Below are 17686 nucleotides of genomic sequence, written 5' to 3'. Positions count from 1 at the left end.
ACCGGCCGTTGGGCCGGTACATCAGTTGCCGCCGGGGGACTCGAAACCTCAGGCGAAATACTGTCCGCCATTGGCGGATATGGTCGAGCCGGTGATGAAGCCGGCTTCATCGGACGCGAGGAAGACGACGCAGCGCGCGATCTCTTCCGGTTCGCCGAGGCGGCCGACCGGGATTTGCGGGATGATGCGTTCGTTGAGCACCTTCTCGTCGATCGCCTTGACCATCTCGGTGGCGATGTAGCCCGGGCAGATGATGTTGACGGTGATGCCGGCGCGGGCGCCTTCCTGGGCAAGCGCCTTCGAGAAGCCGATGTCGCCGGCCTTGGCGGCGGAATAGTTGACCTGACCGGCTTGGCCCTTCTGGCCGTTGATCGAGGAGATGGTGATGACACGGCCGAACTTGCGGTCGCGCATGCCGCCCCACAGAGGGTGCGTCATGTTGAAGACACCGGAAAGGTTGGTGTCGATGACTTCCTTCCACTGCTCGCGCGTCATCTTGTGGAACATGCCGTCGCGGGTGATGCCGGCATTGTTGACCAACACGGAAATCGGACCGAGATCGGCCTCGACCTGCTTGATGCCGGCGGCGCAGGCGTCATAGTCGGCGACCGACCATTTGTAGGTCTTGATGCCGGTCTCGGCGGTGAACTTCGTCGCCGCCTCGTCATTGCCGGCGTAGTTCGCGGCAACCGAATAGCCGGCGTTCTTCAACGCGACCGATACCGCCGCGCCGATGCCGCGCGACCCGCCCGTGACGATTGCAACCTTGCTCATGCGTTTCCCCTTTCGGTACCGCCCTGTTTTCGGGCGTTTCATGCAGAATGGAACGGGCGGCTCGCGCCGCCCGGATAGTCTGTCGCTACAGCGCTTCGATGCACATGGCGACGCCCATGCCGCCGCCGATGCAGAGCGTAGCGAGGCCCTTCTTCGCACCGCGGCGGCGCATTTCGAAAACCAGCGTGTTGAAGATGCGGGCACCGGAAGCGCCGATCGGATGGCCGATGGCGATGGCGCCGCCATTGACGTTGACGATCGAGGGATCCCAGCCCATGTCCTTGTTGACGGCGCAGGCCTGCGCGGCGAAGGCCTCATTGGCCTCGACCAGGTCGAGATCGCCGACCGACCAGCCGGCCTTGGCCAGCGCCTTGCGCGAAGCGGGAATGGGGCCGGTGCCCATGATCTGCGGATCGACGCCGGCAGTGGCCCAGGACACGATGCGCGCCAATGGCGTGATGCCGCGCCTGACAGCTTCGGCTTCACTCATCAACAGCGCGCCGGCAGCGCCGTCATTGATGCCGGAGGCGTTGGCGGCGGTCACGGTGCCGTCCTTGTCGAACGCCGGCTTCAGCTTGGTCATGGCGTCGATGGTGGCGCCGTGGCGGATATACTCGTCCTGGTCGACGATGGTGTCGCCCTTCTTGCCCTTGATGGTGAAGGCGACGATCTCGTCCCTGAACTTGCCGGCCTTCTGCGCGGCCTCGGCCTTGTTCTGTGAGGCCAGTGCGAACTGGTCCTGGTCGTCGCGGGTGATCTGGAACTGGCGAGCGACGTTTTCGGCGGTGTTGCCCATGTGGTAGCCATTGAAGGCGTCCCACAGCCCGTCCTTGATCATGGTGTCGATCATCTTGTAGTCGCCCATCTTGACGCCGGCGCGCAGATGCTGGGCATGCGCCGAGAGCGACATCGATTCCTGTCCACCGGCGACGATCACCTTGGCGTCGCCGGCGGCGATCTGCTGCATGCCGAGCGCGATGGCGCGCAGGCCCGAGCCGCAAACCTGATTGAGGCCCCAGGCGGTGGTCTCCTTGGGCAGGCCGGCGTTGATCGAGGCCTGACGGGCAGGGTTCTGGCCTTGCGCGGCGGTCAGCACCTGACCGAGGATGACCTCGTCGACCTCGCCCGGTTCGACACCGGTACGCGACAGCAACTCCCGGATTACGACGGCGCCGAGTTCGTGCGCCGGAGTGGCGGCGAAGGCGCCGTTGAAGGAGCCAACAGACGTGCGTGCCGCGCCGGCGACAACGATGGCATTGGACATTTTCTTCTCCAGACTTCGAGGTGGCGTGTTTTTGGGTATCGTTAGAGACTTTTCTTGCCCGTTCCATGACCCAAGTCAAACCGGAAATAGGCATGCCAGCTATGCGCGGCAAGCAGGCTGCCGGCAGTCAGTGCAACGGCCACGGCTTTCGCTGCGCAGCATTTTTTGCCCGCCATGCAGCATTAAATGATGCCGCACTGCACAAACCACTTGGAATTGTGACGCTTTTGCGCATATCCTCGCAAGGGCGCAATCGTTACCGGCTGCTTACTCACATGCGCCGGTGTCCGGGGAGGATACTGATGGCCGCGAAAGACGATCCGATCATCATCAAGAAATATGCCAATCGCCGGCTCTACAACACCGGCACCAGCACCTATGTGACGCTCGAGGACCTGGCCGACATGGTCAAGAAGGGCGAGGAGTTCACCGTCCAGGACGCCAAGACCGGCGACGACATCACGCATCCGGTGCTGACACAGATCATCTTCGAGCTGGAGAACAAGGACGGGCAGAACATGCTGCCGATCCCGTTCCTGCGCCAGCTGATCGCCTTCTACGGCGACCAGATGCAGATGATCGTGCCGAGCTTCCTCGAACAATCGATGATCGCCTTCTCCAAGGAACAGGAACGGTTCCGCGAGCAGATGAAGGGCGCTTTCGGCAAGTCGCCGATCGACGTGATGAAGATGGCCACGCCGATCAAGGCGCTGGAGGAGCAGACGCGCCGCAACATGGAGATGTTCCAGAACGCGATGCGCCTGTTCACGCCATTCCCATCGGCCGGTTCGAACGGGCCTGCTCCTGCCCCGGCCGAGCCGGTCAAGAAGGAAGCGCCGGAGAAGCCGGACGACCTTCAGGAGCTGAAGGAACAGATCGCTGCCATGCAGCGCAAGCTCGACACCATGTCGTGAGCGCCGGACGGCGCCGGTCCAGCGGGCGCCGCAAACTTCTGATGCAACGGCAGCCCACAGGGCTGCCGTCATTCGCCGAGCCGATCTAGAGTTTCATGGGCCCGTCATAGCGGGCGCGGGGCCTGATCAATCCGTTGCTGGTCACCTGTTCGACGGCATGCGCGGTCCAGCCGATGCTGCGGCCGAGCGCGAACAGGCGAAACGGCCCGTCTGGCGGCAGGCGCAAATTGCGGGTCAGCGCGGCCAGCGCAAAGTCGATGTTCGGGCGCGCGCCGGTCGCCGCGAGAACGGCATCCCGCAGATGCGCAAGGCCGCCGTCGACCTCGATATCGGCCAGCAGGGCGTCTGCCCTGGGATCGCCCTCGGGGTAAAGCGGATGGCCGAAGCCTGGCAGCGGCCTGTCATGGCCAAGCCAGCGCATGACCGCGCTATCGGCTCCCAGCCGCTCCGCATCCTCGACGAGATTAAGGGCCGCCTCGCCGGCGCCGCCATGCCGGGGACCGGAAAGCGTGGCGAGACCGGCAATCAGGCAGGCGGCGACCGGCGCTCCGGTGGAGGCGGCAACACGCGCCGCAAAAGTCGATGCGTTCAGCTCATGATCGGCTAGCAGCACCAGCGCCCTGCGGATCAGGTCCGCGCCGGCGCCGCCGACGGACCAGCCGCGCGCCAGCCCTTCATGCACGGCGCCGCGTCCGGCAACCGCGCCAAGTGCCGCGGCCAGAGCGCCGATGGCGCCGGCCGCATCCTGATACAGCATGGCCGGCAAGCGTCCGAGGGAAGGCCGGCCTTCCGCCGCGAGCCGGGCAAGGCTCGTGAAGGCCGCGGCGCGGCCGCCTTCGCCGCCATCGGCAGGCCCCTTCGAGCCAAACGACACGCCAGCATCCGCTGCCCAAAGCAGGCTCGCCGTCTGCTCCAGCGTGGCGGTGGCCGAGAGCGTGACTGCGTCCTCGCCGCGATAGACGAGGCGGCCGTGGACGATGGTCGAGATCGAGGTGGCAATGGCCGGCTCGCCCCAGGCGATGGCGCTTTCGGCGATCGCCTGCGGGCTTCGTCCACGCGCCCGGCGGGTCGCAAGTGCTGCGATGTCGTCGGCGCGATACTGGCTGCGGCGCGGATCGGCCTGATCCGGCCGCATGCCGATGCGGCCGCGGCTGACATAGGCATAGAGCGTCTGCGGTCGCACCTTGAGCCGCCCCAGAGCTTCCTCACGTGTCAGCCACTCGGACATGTTGCTCCAAGCCTATATTGATTCTATTGATCAAGATTGATGCATTGATCATGCGCCATTAATTCCAGTCGGTAAACCTCTCAAGGAGACAGATATGGCAAACGGGCTCGATGACGTGGTGGCGGCGGAAACCGTGCTCTCCGATGTCGACGGTCTTGGCGGCCGCCTCACCATAAGGGGCCATTCGCTGCCGGAACTGGCTGGCCGCTGGCGCTATCCGCAAGCGGTTCGCCTGTTGCTGGACGGCTTCTTCGACGATCTCCCCGGCGATGCCGAGCTTGCGCCGGCCATCGGCCGGGCACGCGCGGAAGTGTTCGAGCGCTTGCAGCCGATGCTGCCGGCACTGGTGCCGCTCGATGTCTACAGCGGTATGCGCGCCGGCATCGCCTTGCTGCCGGACGGCGATACGTTGACAGACGCCTTGCTGTTGATCGCGGCGCCGGCGGTGCTGACGCCCGCCTTGCTGCGCGGCAAGCGCGGAAGTCCGGCGATCGCGCCGAACCCGCAGGCGGACCATGCCGCGGACATGCTGCGGATGCTGGGCGGCACCGACGCATCGGCTGCCCTGGCCAAGGCGCTCGACACCTATCTTGTCACCGTTTGCGATCATGGTCTTAACGCATCGACCTTCGCCACCCGCGTCGTGGCCTCGACGCAGGCCGGCCTGACCTCGGCCATACTAGCCGGGCTCGGCGCGCTCAAGGGGCCGCTGCATGGCGGCGCGCCCGGTCCGGTGATCGAGATGCTCGACGCGATCGAGCCAGGCGGCAATGCTGCCGCCTGGCTGCGCGCGGAGATCGCGCGCGGCGAGCGCATCATGGGCTTTGGCCATCGCATCTACCGCGTGCGCGACCCACGCGCCGACGTGCTGAAGGCGGTGGTGCGGCAACTCGGCGCCGAGAGCGCAACTGGCCGCCGGCTGGCCTTTGCAGAGGAGGTGGAGCAGACCGCGCTCGAGGTGCTGCGGCAAGCCAAGCCATCGCGCTCGATCCAGACCAATGTCGAGTTCTACACCGCGCTGCTGCTGGAAGCGGCTGGTTTTCCTGCCGAGACATTCAGCAATGTCTTTGCTGCCGGGCGCGTCGCTGGCTGGGTCGCCCATGCGCGCGAGCAGCAGACGACCGGCCGGCTGATCCGGCCGCAGTCGCGCTATGTCGGCCCGGTGCCGGACCTGGTGGCTTGAGTCTTCCAACCTGTTTCGATTGACGCTGCCTCTCCGCGTCAAGGCGGAGAGGCTGTTCTCCATGACCGAAATTTCATGTGATCACGCGACCGTGTTCGTGTTCTTGCCTTGGTCAGGACTTATATGCTGCACTGCAACATTAGTCCGTTGCGGCCGAACTGCTCCGATTCCCGGGCAGGACAAGGCACGCAGCATCCAAACCGACAGGAACGCCATGACGACGAACGGCAAGGCGGAGGAAAAAAAGAAGATCAATATTGCGCTCCAGGGCGGCGGCTCGCACGGCGCCTTTTCCTGGGGCGTGCTCGACCGGCTGCTGGAGGATGGGCGGCTCGAGATTCAGGCAGTTTCCGGCACCAGCGCCGGCGCCATGAACGCGGTGGCGCTGGCTGATGGCTTCGTGCGTGGCGGTGTCGAAGGTGCGCGACAGAAGCTCGACGATTTCTGGCGCGCCGTGGCGGCGAAGGGCCGCTTCAGCCCGGTGCAGCGTATGCCGTGGGATGTCGCCTGGGGCAACTGGTCGATCGAGAACACGCCGGGCTATTTCTTCTTCGACACCATGTCGCGGGTGTTTTCGCCCTATGTCGCCAATCCGCTCGGGCTCAACCCGCTGCGCGACGTGGTCGAACAGGAGATCGATTTCAAGAACGTGCACGCCTGCAAGTCGATGGAGCTGTTCATCTCGGCGACCAATGTCGAGACCGGGCAATTGCGCGTCTTCTCCGACGGCGAGATCCACCTCGATACGGTGATGGCCTCGGCCTGCCTGCCGCAATTGTTCCGCGCCGTCGAGATCAAGGGCGTGCCCTATTGGGACGGCGGCTATGGTGGCAATCCGGCCCTGTTCCCGTTCTTCAAGACGGCGGCGACCGAGGACGTGCTTCTGGTGCAGATCAATCCGGTGGTGCGCGAGGGGACGCCAAAGAGCGCCAACGAAATCCAGAACCGCATCGACGAGATCACCTTCAATGCCGGGCTGCTGAACGAATTCCGCTCGATTGCCTTCGTCAAGGAACTGATCGCCGCCGGCCGCCTGCCGCATGGCGAATACCGCGACATCCGCATGCACCGCATCGACGCCGACGAGGCGTTCAAGGACCTGTCGGCATCGTCCAAGGTCAATGCCGAATGGGCCTTTCTCGCCTATCTGCGCGATCTCGGCCGCACTGCGGCGAGCGACTGGCTGGAGGAGAACTACGACGCCGTCGGCAAGCGACCGACGCTCGATCTTTCCGGCGAGCTCGACGACGGCTTCAAGCCGGTGCGCGGGCCGGCGCCCGGCCGGCGGGTCAAGGAATTCTTGGCGGCGCGCAAGAGGCCGGAGCAGGCGGGCCGCCAGGCGTAGATCGTACGATCTTCTGCAATGTGGTTGCCCTGCTGCAAGACGGACATCGAGATGTCCGTCGGCGCGGTGCTTCCCCAAGGGAACTGGGGAAGTGCTGGATTCGACCTCTGGTGCGATGTAGCCTTACCTACACGTAAACGGGAGGTTGCGATGCTGCAGACCAGACAGGATGCCCTCGGCGCACAGTTCGCATTGCAGCGTGGTGCATTCGAGAAAGAGCCTTTCCCAAGCCTTGATGTCCGCAAGGATCGTCTCAAGCGTCTGCTGGCGCTCACCGAGCAGCATGAGGCCGAGATATGCTCCGCCATCGACTCCGATTTCAGCGCGCGGTCTGCCCACGAGACACGCCTTGCCGAGCTGTTCGTCGTCGGCGCGGGGATAAGGCATGCGCTTGCGCATTTGCGGGGATGGATGCGGGAGCGCCGCGTCGCCACCAGCCTGCCGTTCCTGCCGGGGCGCAACCGTCTTCTGCCCCAGCCGGTCGGTGTGGTCGGGATCGTGTCGCCCTGGAACTATCCTTTCCAGCTTGCCATCGCGCCGGCCACTGCTGCGCTGGCGGCCGGCAACCGCGTTCTGATCAAGCCCTCCGAACTGACACCGAAATTTTCCGCCCTGCTCGAACGTCTGGTCGGCGAGCATTTTGCGCCTGACGAGATGAGTGTCGTTGTCGGCGACGCCGAGGTCGGAAAAGCCTTTGTGTCAGTGCCCTTCGATCATTTGCTGTTCACTGGCTCGACTGCGATCGGCCGCCAGGTGGCGATGGCCGCGGCAGCGAACCTTACGCCAGTGACGCTCGAACTTGGTGGCAAGTCGCCAGCTATCTTCGATGCGTCATGCGACCTCGACGCAGCCGTGTCCAGCGTCGCCTACAGCAAGCTTTTGAACGCAGGCCAGACCTGCATCGCTCCGGACTATCTGCTGGTTCCGCAAGGGCAGTCGGAGATGATTGCAACGAAGTTTGCGGCCGCGATGGCGCGGCTCTATCCGAGCCTGCGCGACAATCCCGACTATACGGCAATCGTCAGCGAGCGGCACCATCGGCGCCTCAGCGACATGGTCGCCGAGGCGCGTGAGAGTGGTGCCGATGTCATGGAGGTCAATCCGGCAGGCGAAAAACTCGGCGTCACCGATCGCAAGATGCTGCCTACGCTGGTCAGGAACGCGGGCGAGGATCTGCGGCTGATGCGCGAAGAGATTTTCGGGCCGGTGCTGCCGATCATCGAATACGCCAAGGTCGATGACGCGATCGAGCACGTGAACCGGGCGGAACGTCCGCTGGCGCTCTACTGGTTCGGCCGCGACAGCGGCAATCGCCAACGGGTGATGCAGGAAACCATTGCCGGCGGCGTGACGGTCAACGACTGCATGCTGCACCTGGTGCAGGAACGCCAGCCATTCGGTGGCGTCGGCGCCAGCGGCATGGGTGCCTACCATGGCGAATGGGGTTTTCGGACCTTCAGCAAGGAAAAGCCGATTTTCCTCCAGTCCAAGCTGAGCGCGGGCGCCCTTCTGCGCCCACCCTACGGCAAGACGTTCGAGCGGCTTTTCCGCCTGCTGAGGCTCATCACCTGATAGATTTGCCCTCTGTTTCCTCGAATGCATGAGAGGTTTCGCATCATCCTGACACCTGCTGCCACAGAACGTCCCGACCCAGTTAAGGCGGGCGGCCAGGCGGCCAAGAGCTGGAGAATGGCGGGCATACACTGTCCGGTGGCGCAACGATCCATCAAACTTTCTGACTGTTTTGCGATGCAACTTTGAGGTAGAAGCGCGCTTCGCCGTTCACGGCAAATTGAACATGGCCTTGCGCGCACCCATATCGGCGACGCGCCCGTGTTTCGAAGACGCGGCCTGGCCCGACCCCGCAGTGGAAAAAACGACATGCCGAAAATCAGGTTTCATAAGCTTGCAGCAATTGTCGTGCTTATCGGATTCGCAGTCTGGATGGGAACAGGCGCGTTCTCGTCCGTCGGCAGCGCTGCCCCTGACAACAAGCCCAAGGCCGGCGAAGCCGATCAGCCCAAGGCGGCGGGCACCGACAAGCCGAAGGCCGCCGAGGCCGAGCAGCCCAAGGCCGCGCCGCGCACCGTCGCGGTGGTGACGCCGCCGCGCAAAACCTATGCCCGCGCGATCCGCATTTCCGGATTGACCGAGGCCGACAAGCGCGCGGTGCTGGCGACACGCGTCGCCGGCGTCATCGACAAATTGCCGGTCAAGCAGGGACAGCGCGTCAAGACCGGCGATCTGGTGCTGATGCTCGCCGCCGAAGAGAAGATCTCCAACGTCGACAATGCCAAGCAGCTTCTGGTGCAGCGTCAGGCCGAACTGGATGCGGCGCTGCGGCTGATGAAGACCGGCAACCTGCCCAAGCTGCTGCTCGACACGGCACGCTCGAACCTGACGGCGGCGCAATCCTTGCTGGAGACGGCGCAGGCCGAACTCGACCGCAACGAGGTCAAGGCGCCGTTCGACGGCGTCATCGACCGGGTGCCGGTGGAGCTTGGCAGCTCGGTCATGCAGGGCGGCGAGGTGGCGACCATTCTCAAGCTCGATCCGATCATTGCCCGTGGCGAGGTCAGCGAGCGCGACCTGCGCTACATCAAGATCGGCGACGAGGCCAATGTGCGCCTGGTCAATGACCAGAAGGTCACCGGCACGGTGCGCTACATCAGCCGCGATGCCTCGTCGCAGACCCGAACTTTCCGCGTCGAGGTGGCGATCCCCAATGCGGACGGCAGCATTCCGGCCGGCATGACGGCGGAAATCGCGCTCAGCGCGCAGCCGACCGACGCGATCATGCTGCCGCGGTCGGTGGTGACGCTCGGCGACAAGGGCGATCTCGGCATCCGCGCCGTCGGCAAGGACAGCAAGGTCGCGTTCTTCCCGATCGACCTGGTGGACGACACGCCAAACGGCCTGGTGCTCGGCGGCATTCCAGACGATGCGCGCATCATCGTCGCCGGCCAGGAGCTGGTGAAGGAAGGCGATTTGGTCAAACCGGTCGAGGCCGACCAGGCGACAATCAACAAGCTGATCGGCGAGGCGACAGCCGGCACCCAATAGTGTGACCGCCGGTGCTCCACCCCGGTGACGACACGCTGCCGCGCAGCTCCCGAAAGCAACAGCAGGCCTAAGTCATGGATATCGTAAGACTCGCAATCCACAACGCCCGGCTGACCATTTCGGTCCTGGTCTTCCTCCTGCTCGCCGGCTGGGTCGCCTATCAGTCGACGCCGAAGGAAGCGGAGCCCGACGTTCCGATTCCGATGATGTATGTCAGCCTGATCTATCAGGGCATCTCGCCGGAGGACTCGGAGCGCCTGCTGCTGCGGCCGATGGAGAGCAAGCTGAAGAGCCTGAAGGGGCTCAAGGAGATGCGCTCGGCCGCCTTCCAGGGCGGCGGCTACGTGCTGGTCGAGTTCCAGCCGCAGACGAACCTGGCGACGGCGCTGCAGGATACGCGCAGCAAGGTGCAGGATGGCAAGGCCGACCTGCCGCAAGCGGCCGAGGAGCCGACGGTCACCGAGGTCAACGTTTCCGAATTCCCGGTGCTGGTGGTGACGCTGTCGGGCGAAGTGCCGGAGCGCGTGCTGACGGCAGCGGCGCGCGAATTGCGCGATCGCATCGAGGAAGTGCCGGGCGTGCTCGAAGGCTCGCTGCAGGGCGCGCGCGACGATCTGGTCGAAGTGGTCATCGATCCAATGAAACTGTCCTCCTATGGGCTGCAGCTCGACCAGATGATGCAAGGCGTCATCGCCTCCAACAGCCTTGTTGCCGCCGGCAACATCGAAGGCTCGGAAGGCAAATACGCCGTCAAGGTGCCGTCGCTGATCGAGACGCCGGAAGACGTCGCCAATCTGCCGGTGGTCGCCACGCCCGATGCGGTCGTCCAGGCGAAGGACATCGCCACCATCCGCTCTACCTTCAAGGATGCCGAGACGGTGACCCGGCTCGACGGCAAGCCGGCGATCGCCATCGAGGTGAAGAAGCGCATCGGCGCCAACCTGATCGACACGCTGACCAATGTCCGGGCGGTGTCCGACTCCTTCATCAAGTCGATGCCGGAAGGCATGCACGTCACCTACACGCAGGACAAATCGGTCTTCGTCAACCAGCTGCTCGGCGACCTGCAGAACCACGTCATGATCGCCGTCATCCTGGTGTTCATCGTCATTCTCTACGCGCTGTCCGGCCGCGCCTCGCTGCTGATCGGATTGGCCATTCCATCGTCCTTCCTGATCGGCATCCTGCTGCTCGCCATGATGGGCTACACGATCAACATGATCGTGCTGTTCAGCCTCATCCTGGCGGTCGGCATGCTGGTCGACGACGCCATCATCGTCACCGAATTCGCCGAACGGCGGATGAGCGAAGGCATGCCGAAGGAAGAGGCGTTCGCGCTTGCCGCAAGGCGCATGGCAGGTCCGGTCATCGCGGCGACGATGACGCGCATCGCCGCGTTCTCGCCGCTGCTGTTCTGGCCCGGCATCATCGGCGATTTCATGAAATACATGCCGATCACGCTGATCGTCACGCTGTCGGCCTCGATGCTCTATGCGCTGGTCTTCGCGCCAACACTGGGCGCGATCTTCGCCAAGGCGCCGAAACATCACGAGGACGACAACCGCGACGGCTGGTACATGGCCGTGGTCAAGCAGGCGGTGCGCTTCCCCATCACCGTGCTCGTGCTGACCGTCGCCCTGTTGTTCGGTGTTGGCTTCGCCTATTCGAAGTTCGGCGCCGGCGTCGAGTTCTTCCCCAATGTCGAGCCCGATTACGGCCTGCTCTATGTGCACGCGCGCGGCAATCTTTCGCTTGCCGAAATGGATGCCGCGACCAAGGAGGCGGAGAACCGGCTGCTCGGCTGGCCGGGGGTGAAGTCGGTCTACACCCGCGTCGGCAAGACGCAAGGCGGTGGCCAGGACATCCCGGAGGATGTGGTCGGCGTGATCCAGTACGAGTTCGTCGACTGGCGCGAGCGCAAATCGGCGAACGACATCCTGAACGATCTGCGCGGCGTCATGGCCGGCATTCCCGGCGTCGATGTCGAGGTGCGTGTGCCCGAGGCCGGCCCGCCGACCGGCAAGCCGATCCAGATCAGGCTTTCGGCCGCCGATCCGGCCGGTCTCGACGACAAGGCGCGCGCCGTGGCGGCGCGCATCGCCAAGGTGCCCAGCGTCATCGACATTTCCGACGGCCTGCCGCCACCCGGCGTCGACTGGGCGCTCGAGGTCGACCGCGCCAAGGCGGCACAGTACGGCATCAGCCCGACCTCGGTCGGCACCGTGGTGCAGCTGGTGACCAACGGGCTGAAGCTCTCGGAATACCGGCCCGCGGGCGCCGATGACGCCGTCGACATCCGGCTGCGCCTGCCGGAAGACCGGCGCACGCTGTCGACGCTCGACGAGCTCAGGGTGCAGACCTCGCAAGGGGCGGTGCCGATCTCGAACTTCGTCGTCCGCAAGCCGGAACCGACGGTCGGTGTGCTCAACCGCATCGACGGTGCGCGTACGGTGGTCGTCCAGGCCAACGTCGCCGCCGGCGCCCAGGTCGCGGCCGTCCAGCAGGAGGTCACCCAGGCCGTCACCGACATGGATCTCGGCAGCGGCATACGCTGGAAGCTCGCCGGCTCGAACGAGGATAGCGCGGAGGCCAGCGCCTTCCTCAGCAAGGCCTTTGGTGCGGCGATCTTCCTGATCTTCCTCGTGCTGCTGGCGCAGTTCAACAAGTTCACCAGCGTCTGGCTGGTGCTGTCCTGCGTGGTCATGGCGACGATCGGTGTGTTCCTCGGATTGCTGCTGACGGGCGAGGCGTTCGGCATCGTCATGTCGGGCATCGGCGTCATCGCGCTGGCCGGCGTGGTGGTGAACAACAACATCGTGCTGATCGACACCTATGACCGGCTGCGCGAAGAGGGCTGGGACAAGATGGAGGCGGTTCTGCAGACCTGCCGCGAACGCGCCCGCCCGGTGGTGTTGACGGCGGTGTCGGCGATCCTCGGCGTGCTGCCGATCGCCTTCGGCCTCGGCCTCGAAATCTTCCATCACGAGACGACGATCAACGCGCCGTCGACGCAATGGTGGATTTCGCTGTCGTCGGCGATCGTCTTCGGCCTGTCCTTCGCCACCATCCTGACGCTGGTGGTGACGCCGTCGATGCTGATGGTGTTCACCCGGGCCAAGGTCAAGCCCGGCGCGCGGCGCGGCTGGTTCAGCCGCCTGTTCCGGCGCGGCAAGGTCGAAGTTTCGGTTGAGGGGGCAGGACCAGACCTGGGCGCCGAGCCGGCAATCGCCTTCCCGAAGGCCGCCGAATAGCTGCATTTGATGAGCCGACCTAAAAGGCCGCCCGGGAACAACGGGCGGCTTTTTGCATTGACCCATCATATCGGCATTTCAAGGCGGGAGATCTCTCATGACCATCAGCACCCTTCTCATCATCATCCTGATCCTCATTTTGATCGGCGCGGTGCCGGCATGGCCGCATTCGCGGGCCTGGGGCTATGGCCCGTCGGGCATCGTCGGCGTCCTGCTGGTGGTGCTGCTGATCCTGCTCTTGATGGGCAGGATCTGAGCCGAGACCCGGGCAAGCTGGTAGCGGAGGCCCATCGGGCGGCCGCTGCGTTGCTCTTCCGGTTGGATCAGGCAGCCTTCCGGCTGTCCGTTGCGGCAATGGTCGCAATGCCGATGTCGTTCAGGGCATCCGCAACGGCCGTCTCCAGCGGCGTATGCGGGACCGGCCCGATGATGCCTTCCAAGCGCGTGGAAGCCAGCCGATGCGGCTCGAAACGCAGATAGGACATCGAGACGATCTCGCGCCACATCGCCACGAACGGGCTGCCGGCGCGCAACACCCACCAGGGCATCGTCGTCAGCTTGAGCGTGCGTCCGAGTGCTTTCTCGGCAGCCGCCTTGATCTCCAGATCGGTGACGGCATGTCCCGGAAAGTTCAGCGCCTCGTAAGACCCGAGCTTGTCGAGGTTCTCCACCAGGCCGACGAAGGCCGTGGCCATATCCGGCAAATAGGCCCACTCATGCACGAGATCGACCGGCCCGGGCGCGGTATAGACGCCCTTGTTCATCTTGGCGGCGACGATCAGGTCGAACCAGGAGCCGCTGCCGGTGCCACCGAAGAAATCACCACCCCTGAGCAGGATGGTGCGGACACGTCCGGCGTCGGCCTCACGGCGAAACAGCTCCTCCATGGCGATGCGGATGCGGCCCTTTTCGGTCGTCGGGTGGAACGGCGTGTCTTCGGTGATCACCGCCGGGATGGGCGAGCCGAAATTGTAGACATTGCCCGGAGCAAGGTGCAGGGCGCCATTCGCCCGGCAGGCGGCCATGACGTTTTCGGCCATCGGCAGGCACTTGCCCCAGTCGGTGTAGATCGGGTTGAGGCCATTGAAGATGATGTCGACGCCTTGCGTGGCGCGGATCAGGGCCTCGCGGTCAAGCGCGTCGCCGGCAACCGCCGTGGCGCCCTTGAGTTCCGCCGGCACCTTGCCGCTGCGGGTGACGGTGCGGACGTCGTAGCCGGCGTCGATGAAGGCCTTGGCGACCACGCGGCCGAGCCGGCCATTGGCGCCGAGGATGGCGATCTCAGTCATTTCTCGTCTCCGTGTTTGCGTTGAGGACCCCAATGTGTGGCTTTTGCAAACGAATGGAAATTGACTGAGATTGGCAATCTGATATTCAATTTTGAATGACTGACATCGACTGGAACCTGATCAAGAGTTTCGTCACCGTGGCGGAAACCGGCAGCCTGTCTGCTGCCGCGCGAAAGCTGGCGGCGAGTCAGCCGACGCTTGGCCGCCACATCGCGGAAGTGGAGCAGGCACTCGGGGTGACGCTGTTCCGGCGCGGGCGACGCGGCTACGCACTGACGGAGGCCGGCAGCACGCTCTACGAACGCGGCCGGGCGGTGAGCGAGCAGGCGAGCGCCTTTTCGCTGCTGGCGCTGGGATCGGTCGAGGCGATCGAGGGCACGGTGCGCATCGCCGCCAGCGAAGTGGTGGCGGCCTATGTGCTGCCGGAGATGACGGCGCGGCTCGGTGTCGAGGAACCCGGCATCGAGGTCGAGATCGTCGCCTCGAACCAGGTCGAGAACCTGTTGCGCCGCGATGCCGATATTGCCATCCGCATGGTGAAGCCGGCGCAGAACGAACTGGTGGCGCGCAAGGTCACCGATATTCCGCTCTGCCTCTGCGCGGCATCATCCTATCTCGAGCGGCGGGGCTGGCCGCTCGAGCCCGGCGATCTTGTCGGGCATGACCTGATCGGCTTCGACCGCAGCGACGAGATCATTCGCGGTTTTACCCAGTTCGGCATCTCGCTGACGCGCAATGCCTTTCGCTTCAGGACCGACAACCAGATCGTGCTGTGGGAGGCGGTGCGGGCGGGAAACGGCATTGGCTTCGGCCAGGGGCCGTTGATCGACCGAGATCCGTTGGTGGAGACGGTACTGCCGGAGCTGACACTGCCGGTGCTGCCGGTGTGGTTGGCCATGCACCGCGATGTGCGCAGCAGCGTGCGCATCCGCCGCGTCGCGGATTTCCTCTACGAGGAACTGAAGCGCTATTCGGCCGGCGCCGGCTCGGGCGCGAATTCGGCGCGGTGAGCAAGTCCCGCCATCAAGAGCACAATGACGAGCAGTCCTGACAGCGCGACGAAAATCGGTCCGAAGCTTGAATGCTCGGCGACGAAACCGATCGCCGACGGCGCCACCAGAATGCCTGAGTAACCCATCGTGGTGACGACGCTCATGCCGGTGCCGGATGACATGCCTTCCTGGTTGCCGCCAGCCGAGAAGATGATCGGCACCATGTTGGCGATGCCGAAGCCGCAAAAGGCAAAGGCGGCGATGGCGAGCCAGGGCGAGGGCGACAGGCCGGCGACCAGCATGCCGGCGGCGGCAACAAGCGCCGAGCCGCGCAGCGTCGCCACCGCGCCGAAGCGATTGCGCACGCCGTCGCCAAGGAAGCGCATGACGGCCATGACGCCGGAAAAGGCGGCGTAGGCGAGGCCGGCGATGGCAAGGTCGGCGCCGAGTTCCTGTTGCAGGTAGAGCGCCGCCCAGTCGAGCACTGCGCCCTCGGAGATCATGGTCAGCAGCGCCATCAGTCCGACCAGATAGACCAGCGGATTTGGGGGCAACGAGAACTTCTGGTGCTCGGCCACCTGCGGCTTGTCCTCGACGATGAGGTAGCCGACGGCCACAGCGACCACAGCGAAGGCCAGCACCGTCACCACTGTCGCGTGGGGAAGATGGCCGTAGTTTTGTATGGCGAAGCCGCCGAGCGCGCCGCCGGCGAAACCGCCGAGGCTCCAGAAACCGTGCGACGATGACATGATGGCGCGGGAAAGCCTTCTTTCCACCGCCACCGCATTGGCGTTCATGGCGACGTCCATGCCGCCGATCGACCCGCCGAAGATGAACATGGCGATGGCCGCCAGAGGAACGTTGGGGGCCAGTGCCACGACCAGCAGGCCGAGACTGCCGCACAGGCCGAACCAGCGCAGCACGTTGCGCGAACCGTGCCTGGAGATGAGATGGCCGCACCAGGTCATGGCGGTCACCGCTCCGGCGCCAAACAGCAGGATCAGCAGGCCGAGCGTGAACTTCGAGATGTCGAGGCGGGTGAGGAACACCGGAATCTGCGGCGCCCAGCTGCCGGTCAGGAAGCCGTTGGCGAGGAAGATGCCGGCCACGGCCCACCGCCCGCGAATGGCAGCCTGCATGAGGCTTTGCGCGTCCATAGACTAGAATCCGGTACAAAATGGCTTTGCGCGGCAAATTAGATCGATTCAATTCCCAGTCAAGCGCTGCCGGCCGAAAGTGTTTAGGCCAAACGGACATGAGGCGCCGTCACGCGCCTTATGTCGCCTGGTGTCGGCGAACCATCTCGGCGATCCAGACCGGCGCATGGGATGCGGAAGCCGATCGGCTCGAAATGACCCGTTTGGCCCTTTCCGTGCGTGCCGGAACGCGACACAGTCGCTGTATCCCTTGCGAGACGCCACAGGACCCCCGCATGACCGCTCTGCTTCCCGCCGAACTCGCCTGGTACGCCACCGGCCGCTTCTACCGCGCCAAGAGCGGCGAGCTGGCCGACTACGGATATTTCTTGCATCTGCCGTTCCTCGACGTGCCGCTGTTCGACGGCAAGCGCGCCGAGACGACCGCGCACTTCACCTTCGCCGCCAGGCCGTTCAAGGCCCAGGGGGTCGACAATGGTGCGCTGTCGCTGGGGCTCGATCCGGTGGGCGAGTTTTCGCTTTACCTGCAACGCCGGCCGGCGGGCACCTTCGACGACCCGACTTCGTTCGGGCAAGGCGAATGCATCGCCACCTTCCGCCGCACCAGCCTGGTGGTGGGCACGACAGTCGCCGTTTCCGCCAGTACGACGATGGAGTCGCTGATCGGCACCAACGTGTTCTCGGCGCGCCTGGTCGCCAGCAATGCGTTCGAATTCGGCGGTGGGCGCCACGATCTCGCACACCATCTTGGCGAGGGCGTGACCCAGTTCGGCACCTCCGCGGCCACGCCGATCGTGCCGCCACCGACAGGCTATGATCTGGTGCTGCCGTTCACGGGCTCGGCCATAGCGCTGGGCCGAGCCGGTTAGTGCAGCTCCGAACCCGGCCGCCCCAGCGTGATTGGGTTTGACCTTAGTGGTCCCTCGGTCGCCTTGCCTCGAATTCCGCCTTCTTGGCATCGGAGGCCTCGGTCTGGTGCCGCGCCTGCCATTCGGCATAGGGCATGCCGTAGATAATCTCCCGCGATTGGTCCTTCGACAGGGCAACGCCCTCGGCCTCGGCGGCTTCGCGGTACCAGTTGGACAGGCAGTTGCGGCAGAAGCCGGCGAGGTTCATCAGGTCGATGTTCTGCACGTCGCCGCGTTCGCGCAGATGCGCCACCAGCCGGCGAAAGGCGGCGGCCTCGAAATCGCGTCTCTGCTCGTCGCTGAGTTCGGTCATTGTCG

Annotated in this window: 15 protein-coding genes; 9 read left to right on the top strand and 6 right to left on the bottom strand. The window is 64.8% G+C overall.

The genetic code is table 11. The features are described from left to right. Positions 1-48 precede the first annotated feature (48 nt). Positions 49-774 (bottom strand): acetoacetyl-CoA reductase, encoded by a 726-nt coding sequence (gene phbB / locus ACSQ3Z_RS01100; RefSeq protein WP_436169573.1) that lies wholly within the window; start codon positions 772-774, stop codon positions 49-51. Between the two features lie 85 nt (positions 775-859). Next, positions 860-2038 (bottom strand): acetyl-CoA C-acetyltransferase, encoded by a 1179-nt coding sequence (locus ACSQ3Z_RS01095; RefSeq protein WP_436169572.1) that lies wholly within the window; start codon positions 2036-2038, stop codon positions 860-862. Positions 2039-2340: 302 nt separating this feature from the next. Here ACSQ3Z_RS01095 and phaR point away from each other — a divergent pair, with 302 nt between their 5' ends. Next, entirely contained in the window at positions 2341-2952 is a 612-nt protein-coding gene (gene phaR, locus ACSQ3Z_RS01090; RefSeq protein ID WP_436169571.1) for a polyhydroxyalkanoate synthesis repressor PhaR, read from the top strand. An 85-nt stretch (positions 2953-3037) separates the two neighbouring features. Here phaR and ACSQ3Z_RS01085 read toward each other — a convergent pair whose 3' ends face one another. Further along, the gene (locus ACSQ3Z_RS01085; protein WP_436169570.1) at positions 3038-4180 is read right to left on the bottom strand and encodes a citrate/2-methylcitrate synthase; all 1143 of its coding nucleotides are present in this window, start codon (positions 4178-4180) and stop codon (positions 3038-3040) included. 94 nt (positions 4181-4274) lie between these two features. Here ACSQ3Z_RS01085 and ACSQ3Z_RS01080 point away from each other — a divergent pair, with 94 nt between their 5' ends. The 6 genes from ACSQ3Z_RS01080 to ACSQ3Z_RS01055 all read left to right on the top strand — a co-directional run bounded on the left by ACSQ3Z_RS01080 (position 4275) and on the right by ACSQ3Z_RS01055 (position 13278). Continuing rightward, positions 4275-5363, top strand: coding sequence for a citrate synthase/methylcitrate synthase (locus ACSQ3Z_RS01080; RefSeq protein WP_436169569.1), 1089 nt, complete (start codon positions 4275-4277; stop codon positions 5361-5363). A gap of 214 nt (positions 5364-5577) precedes the next feature. Beyond that, the gene (locus ACSQ3Z_RS01075) at positions 5578-6708 is read left to right on the top strand and encodes a patatin-like phospholipase family protein (protein WP_436169568.1); all 1131 of its coding nucleotides are present in this window, start codon (positions 5578-5580) and stop codon (positions 6706-6708) included. A 150-nt stretch (positions 6709-6858) separates the two neighbouring features. After that, complete coding sequence (locus ACSQ3Z_RS01070) at positions 6859-8280, top strand: coniferyl aldehyde dehydrogenase (RefSeq protein ID WP_436169567.1); 1422 nt, start codon at positions 6859-6861, stop codon at positions 8278-8280. 309 nt (positions 8281-8589) lie between these two features. Continuing rightward, entirely contained in the window at positions 8590-9771 is a 1182-nt protein-coding gene (locus tag ACSQ3Z_RS01065) for an efflux RND transporter periplasmic adaptor subunit (RefSeq protein ID WP_436169566.1), read from the top strand. 74 nt (positions 9772-9845) lie between these two features. After that, on the top strand, positions 9846-13022 hold the full coding sequence (locus ACSQ3Z_RS01060; RefSeq protein WP_436169565.1) for an efflux RND transporter permease subunit: 3177 nt from the start codon (positions 9846-9848) through the stop codon (positions 13020-13022). A gap of 97 nt (positions 13023-13119) precedes the next feature. Beyond that, the gene (locus ACSQ3Z_RS01055; protein ID WP_006203743.1) at positions 13120-13278 is read left to right on the top strand and encodes a DUF3309 family protein; all 159 of its coding nucleotides are present in this window, start codon (positions 13120-13122) and stop codon (positions 13276-13278) included. A 67-nt stretch (positions 13279-13345) separates the two neighbouring features. Here ACSQ3Z_RS01055 and ACSQ3Z_RS01050 read toward each other — a convergent pair whose 3' ends face one another. Further along, positions 13346-14311 (bottom strand): SDR family oxidoreductase, encoded by a 966-nt coding sequence (locus ACSQ3Z_RS01050; protein WP_436169564.1) that lies wholly within the window; start codon positions 14309-14311, stop codon positions 13346-13348. 95 nt (positions 14312-14406) lie between these two features. On the opposite strand from ACSQ3Z_RS01050, the gene ACSQ3Z_RS01045 reads away from it, so the two are divergent. Next, positions 14407-15321 carry a LysR family transcriptional regulator gene (locus ACSQ3Z_RS01045; protein ID WP_436169563.1) on the top strand — a complete coding sequence of 305 codons (915 nt, stop codon included), beginning with the start codon at positions 14407-14409 and terminating at the stop codon, positions 15319-15321. On the opposite strand, the gene ACSQ3Z_RS01040 is transcribed toward ACSQ3Z_RS01045, so the two are convergent. Beyond that, entirely contained in the window at positions 15279-16460 is a 1182-nt protein-coding gene (locus tag ACSQ3Z_RS01040) for an MFS transporter (RefSeq protein WP_436169562.1), read from the bottom strand. The genes ACSQ3Z_RS01045 and ACSQ3Z_RS01040 overlap by 43 nt on opposite strands. 275 nt (positions 16461-16735) lie before the next feature. On the opposite strand from ACSQ3Z_RS01040, the gene ACSQ3Z_RS01035 reads away from it, so the two are divergent. After that, positions 16736-17329, top strand: coding sequence for a hypothetical protein (locus ACSQ3Z_RS01035; protein ID WP_436169561.1), 594 nt, complete (start codon positions 16736-16738; stop codon positions 17327-17329). Positions 17330-17372: 43 nt separating this feature from the next. On the opposite strand, the gene ACSQ3Z_RS01030 is transcribed toward ACSQ3Z_RS01035, so the two are convergent. Next, complete coding sequence (locus tag ACSQ3Z_RS01030) at positions 17373-17681, bottom strand: DUF1244 domain-containing protein (RefSeq protein WP_436169560.1); 309 nt, start codon at positions 17679-17681, stop codon at positions 17373-17375. Positions 17682-17686: the final 5 nt, after the last annotated feature.

The organism is Mesorhizobium sp. LjNodule214, assembly GCF_964252735.1.
Classification (GTDB): Bacteria; Pseudomonadota; Alphaproteobacteria; order Rhizobiales; family Rhizobiaceae; genus Mesorhizobium.
This window is presented reverse-complemented; position numbering and strand designations above follow the sequence as displayed.

Coding starts and splice junctions, on each gene's coding strand:
- phbB (WP_436169573.1), bottom strand. CDS start 774: ATGAGCAAGGTTGCAATCGTCACGGGCGGGTCGCGCGGCATCGGCGCG.
- ACSQ3Z_RS01095 (WP_436169572.1), bottom strand. CDS start 2,038: ATGTCCAATGCCATCGTTGTCGCCGGCGCGGCACGCACGTCTGTTGGC.
- phaR (WP_436169571.1), top strand. CDS start 2,341: ATGGCCGCGAAAGACGATCCGATCATCATCAAGAAATATGCCAATCGC.
- ACSQ3Z_RS01085 (WP_436169570.1), bottom strand. CDS start 4,180: ATGTCCGAGTGGCTGACACGTGAGGAAGCTCTGGGGCGGCTCAAGGTG.
- ACSQ3Z_RS01080 (WP_436169569.1), top strand. CDS start 4,275: ATGGCAAACGGGCTCGATGACGTGGTGGCGGCGGAAACCGTGCTCTCC.
- ACSQ3Z_RS01075 (WP_436169568.1), top strand. CDS start 5,578: ATGACGACGAACGGCAAGGCGGAGGAAAAAAAGAAGATCAATATTGCG.
- ACSQ3Z_RS01070 (WP_436169567.1), top strand. CDS start 6,859: ATGCTGCAGACCAGACAGGATGCCCTCGGCGCACAGTTCGCATTGCAG.
- ACSQ3Z_RS01065 (WP_436169566.1), top strand. CDS start 8,590: ATGCCGAAAATCAGGTTTCATAAGCTTGCAGCAATTGTCGTGCTTATC.
- ACSQ3Z_RS01060 (WP_436169565.1), top strand. CDS start 9,846: ATGGATATCGTAAGACTCGCAATCCACAACGCCCGGCTGACCATTTCG.
- ACSQ3Z_RS01055 (WP_006203743.1), top strand. CDS start 13,120: ATGACCATCAGCACCCTTCTCATCATCATCCTGATCCTCATTTTGATC.
- ACSQ3Z_RS01050 (WP_436169564.1), bottom strand. CDS start 14,311: ATGACTGAGATCGCCATCCTCGGCGCCAATGGCCGGCTCGGCCGCGTG.
- ACSQ3Z_RS01045 (WP_436169563.1), top strand. CDS start 14,407: ATGACTGACATCGACTGGAACCTGATCAAGAGTTTCGTCACCGTGGCG.
- ACSQ3Z_RS01040 (WP_436169562.1), bottom strand. CDS start 16,460: ATGGACGCGCAAAGCCTCATGCAGGCTGCCATTCGCGGGCGGTGGGCC.
- ACSQ3Z_RS01035 (WP_436169561.1), top strand. CDS start 16,736: ATGACCGCTCTGCTTCCCGCCGAACTCGCCTGGTACGCCACCGGCCGC.
- ACSQ3Z_RS01030 (WP_436169560.1), bottom strand. CDS start 17,681: ATGACCGAACTCAGCGACGAGCAGAGACGCGATTTCGAGGCCGCCGCC.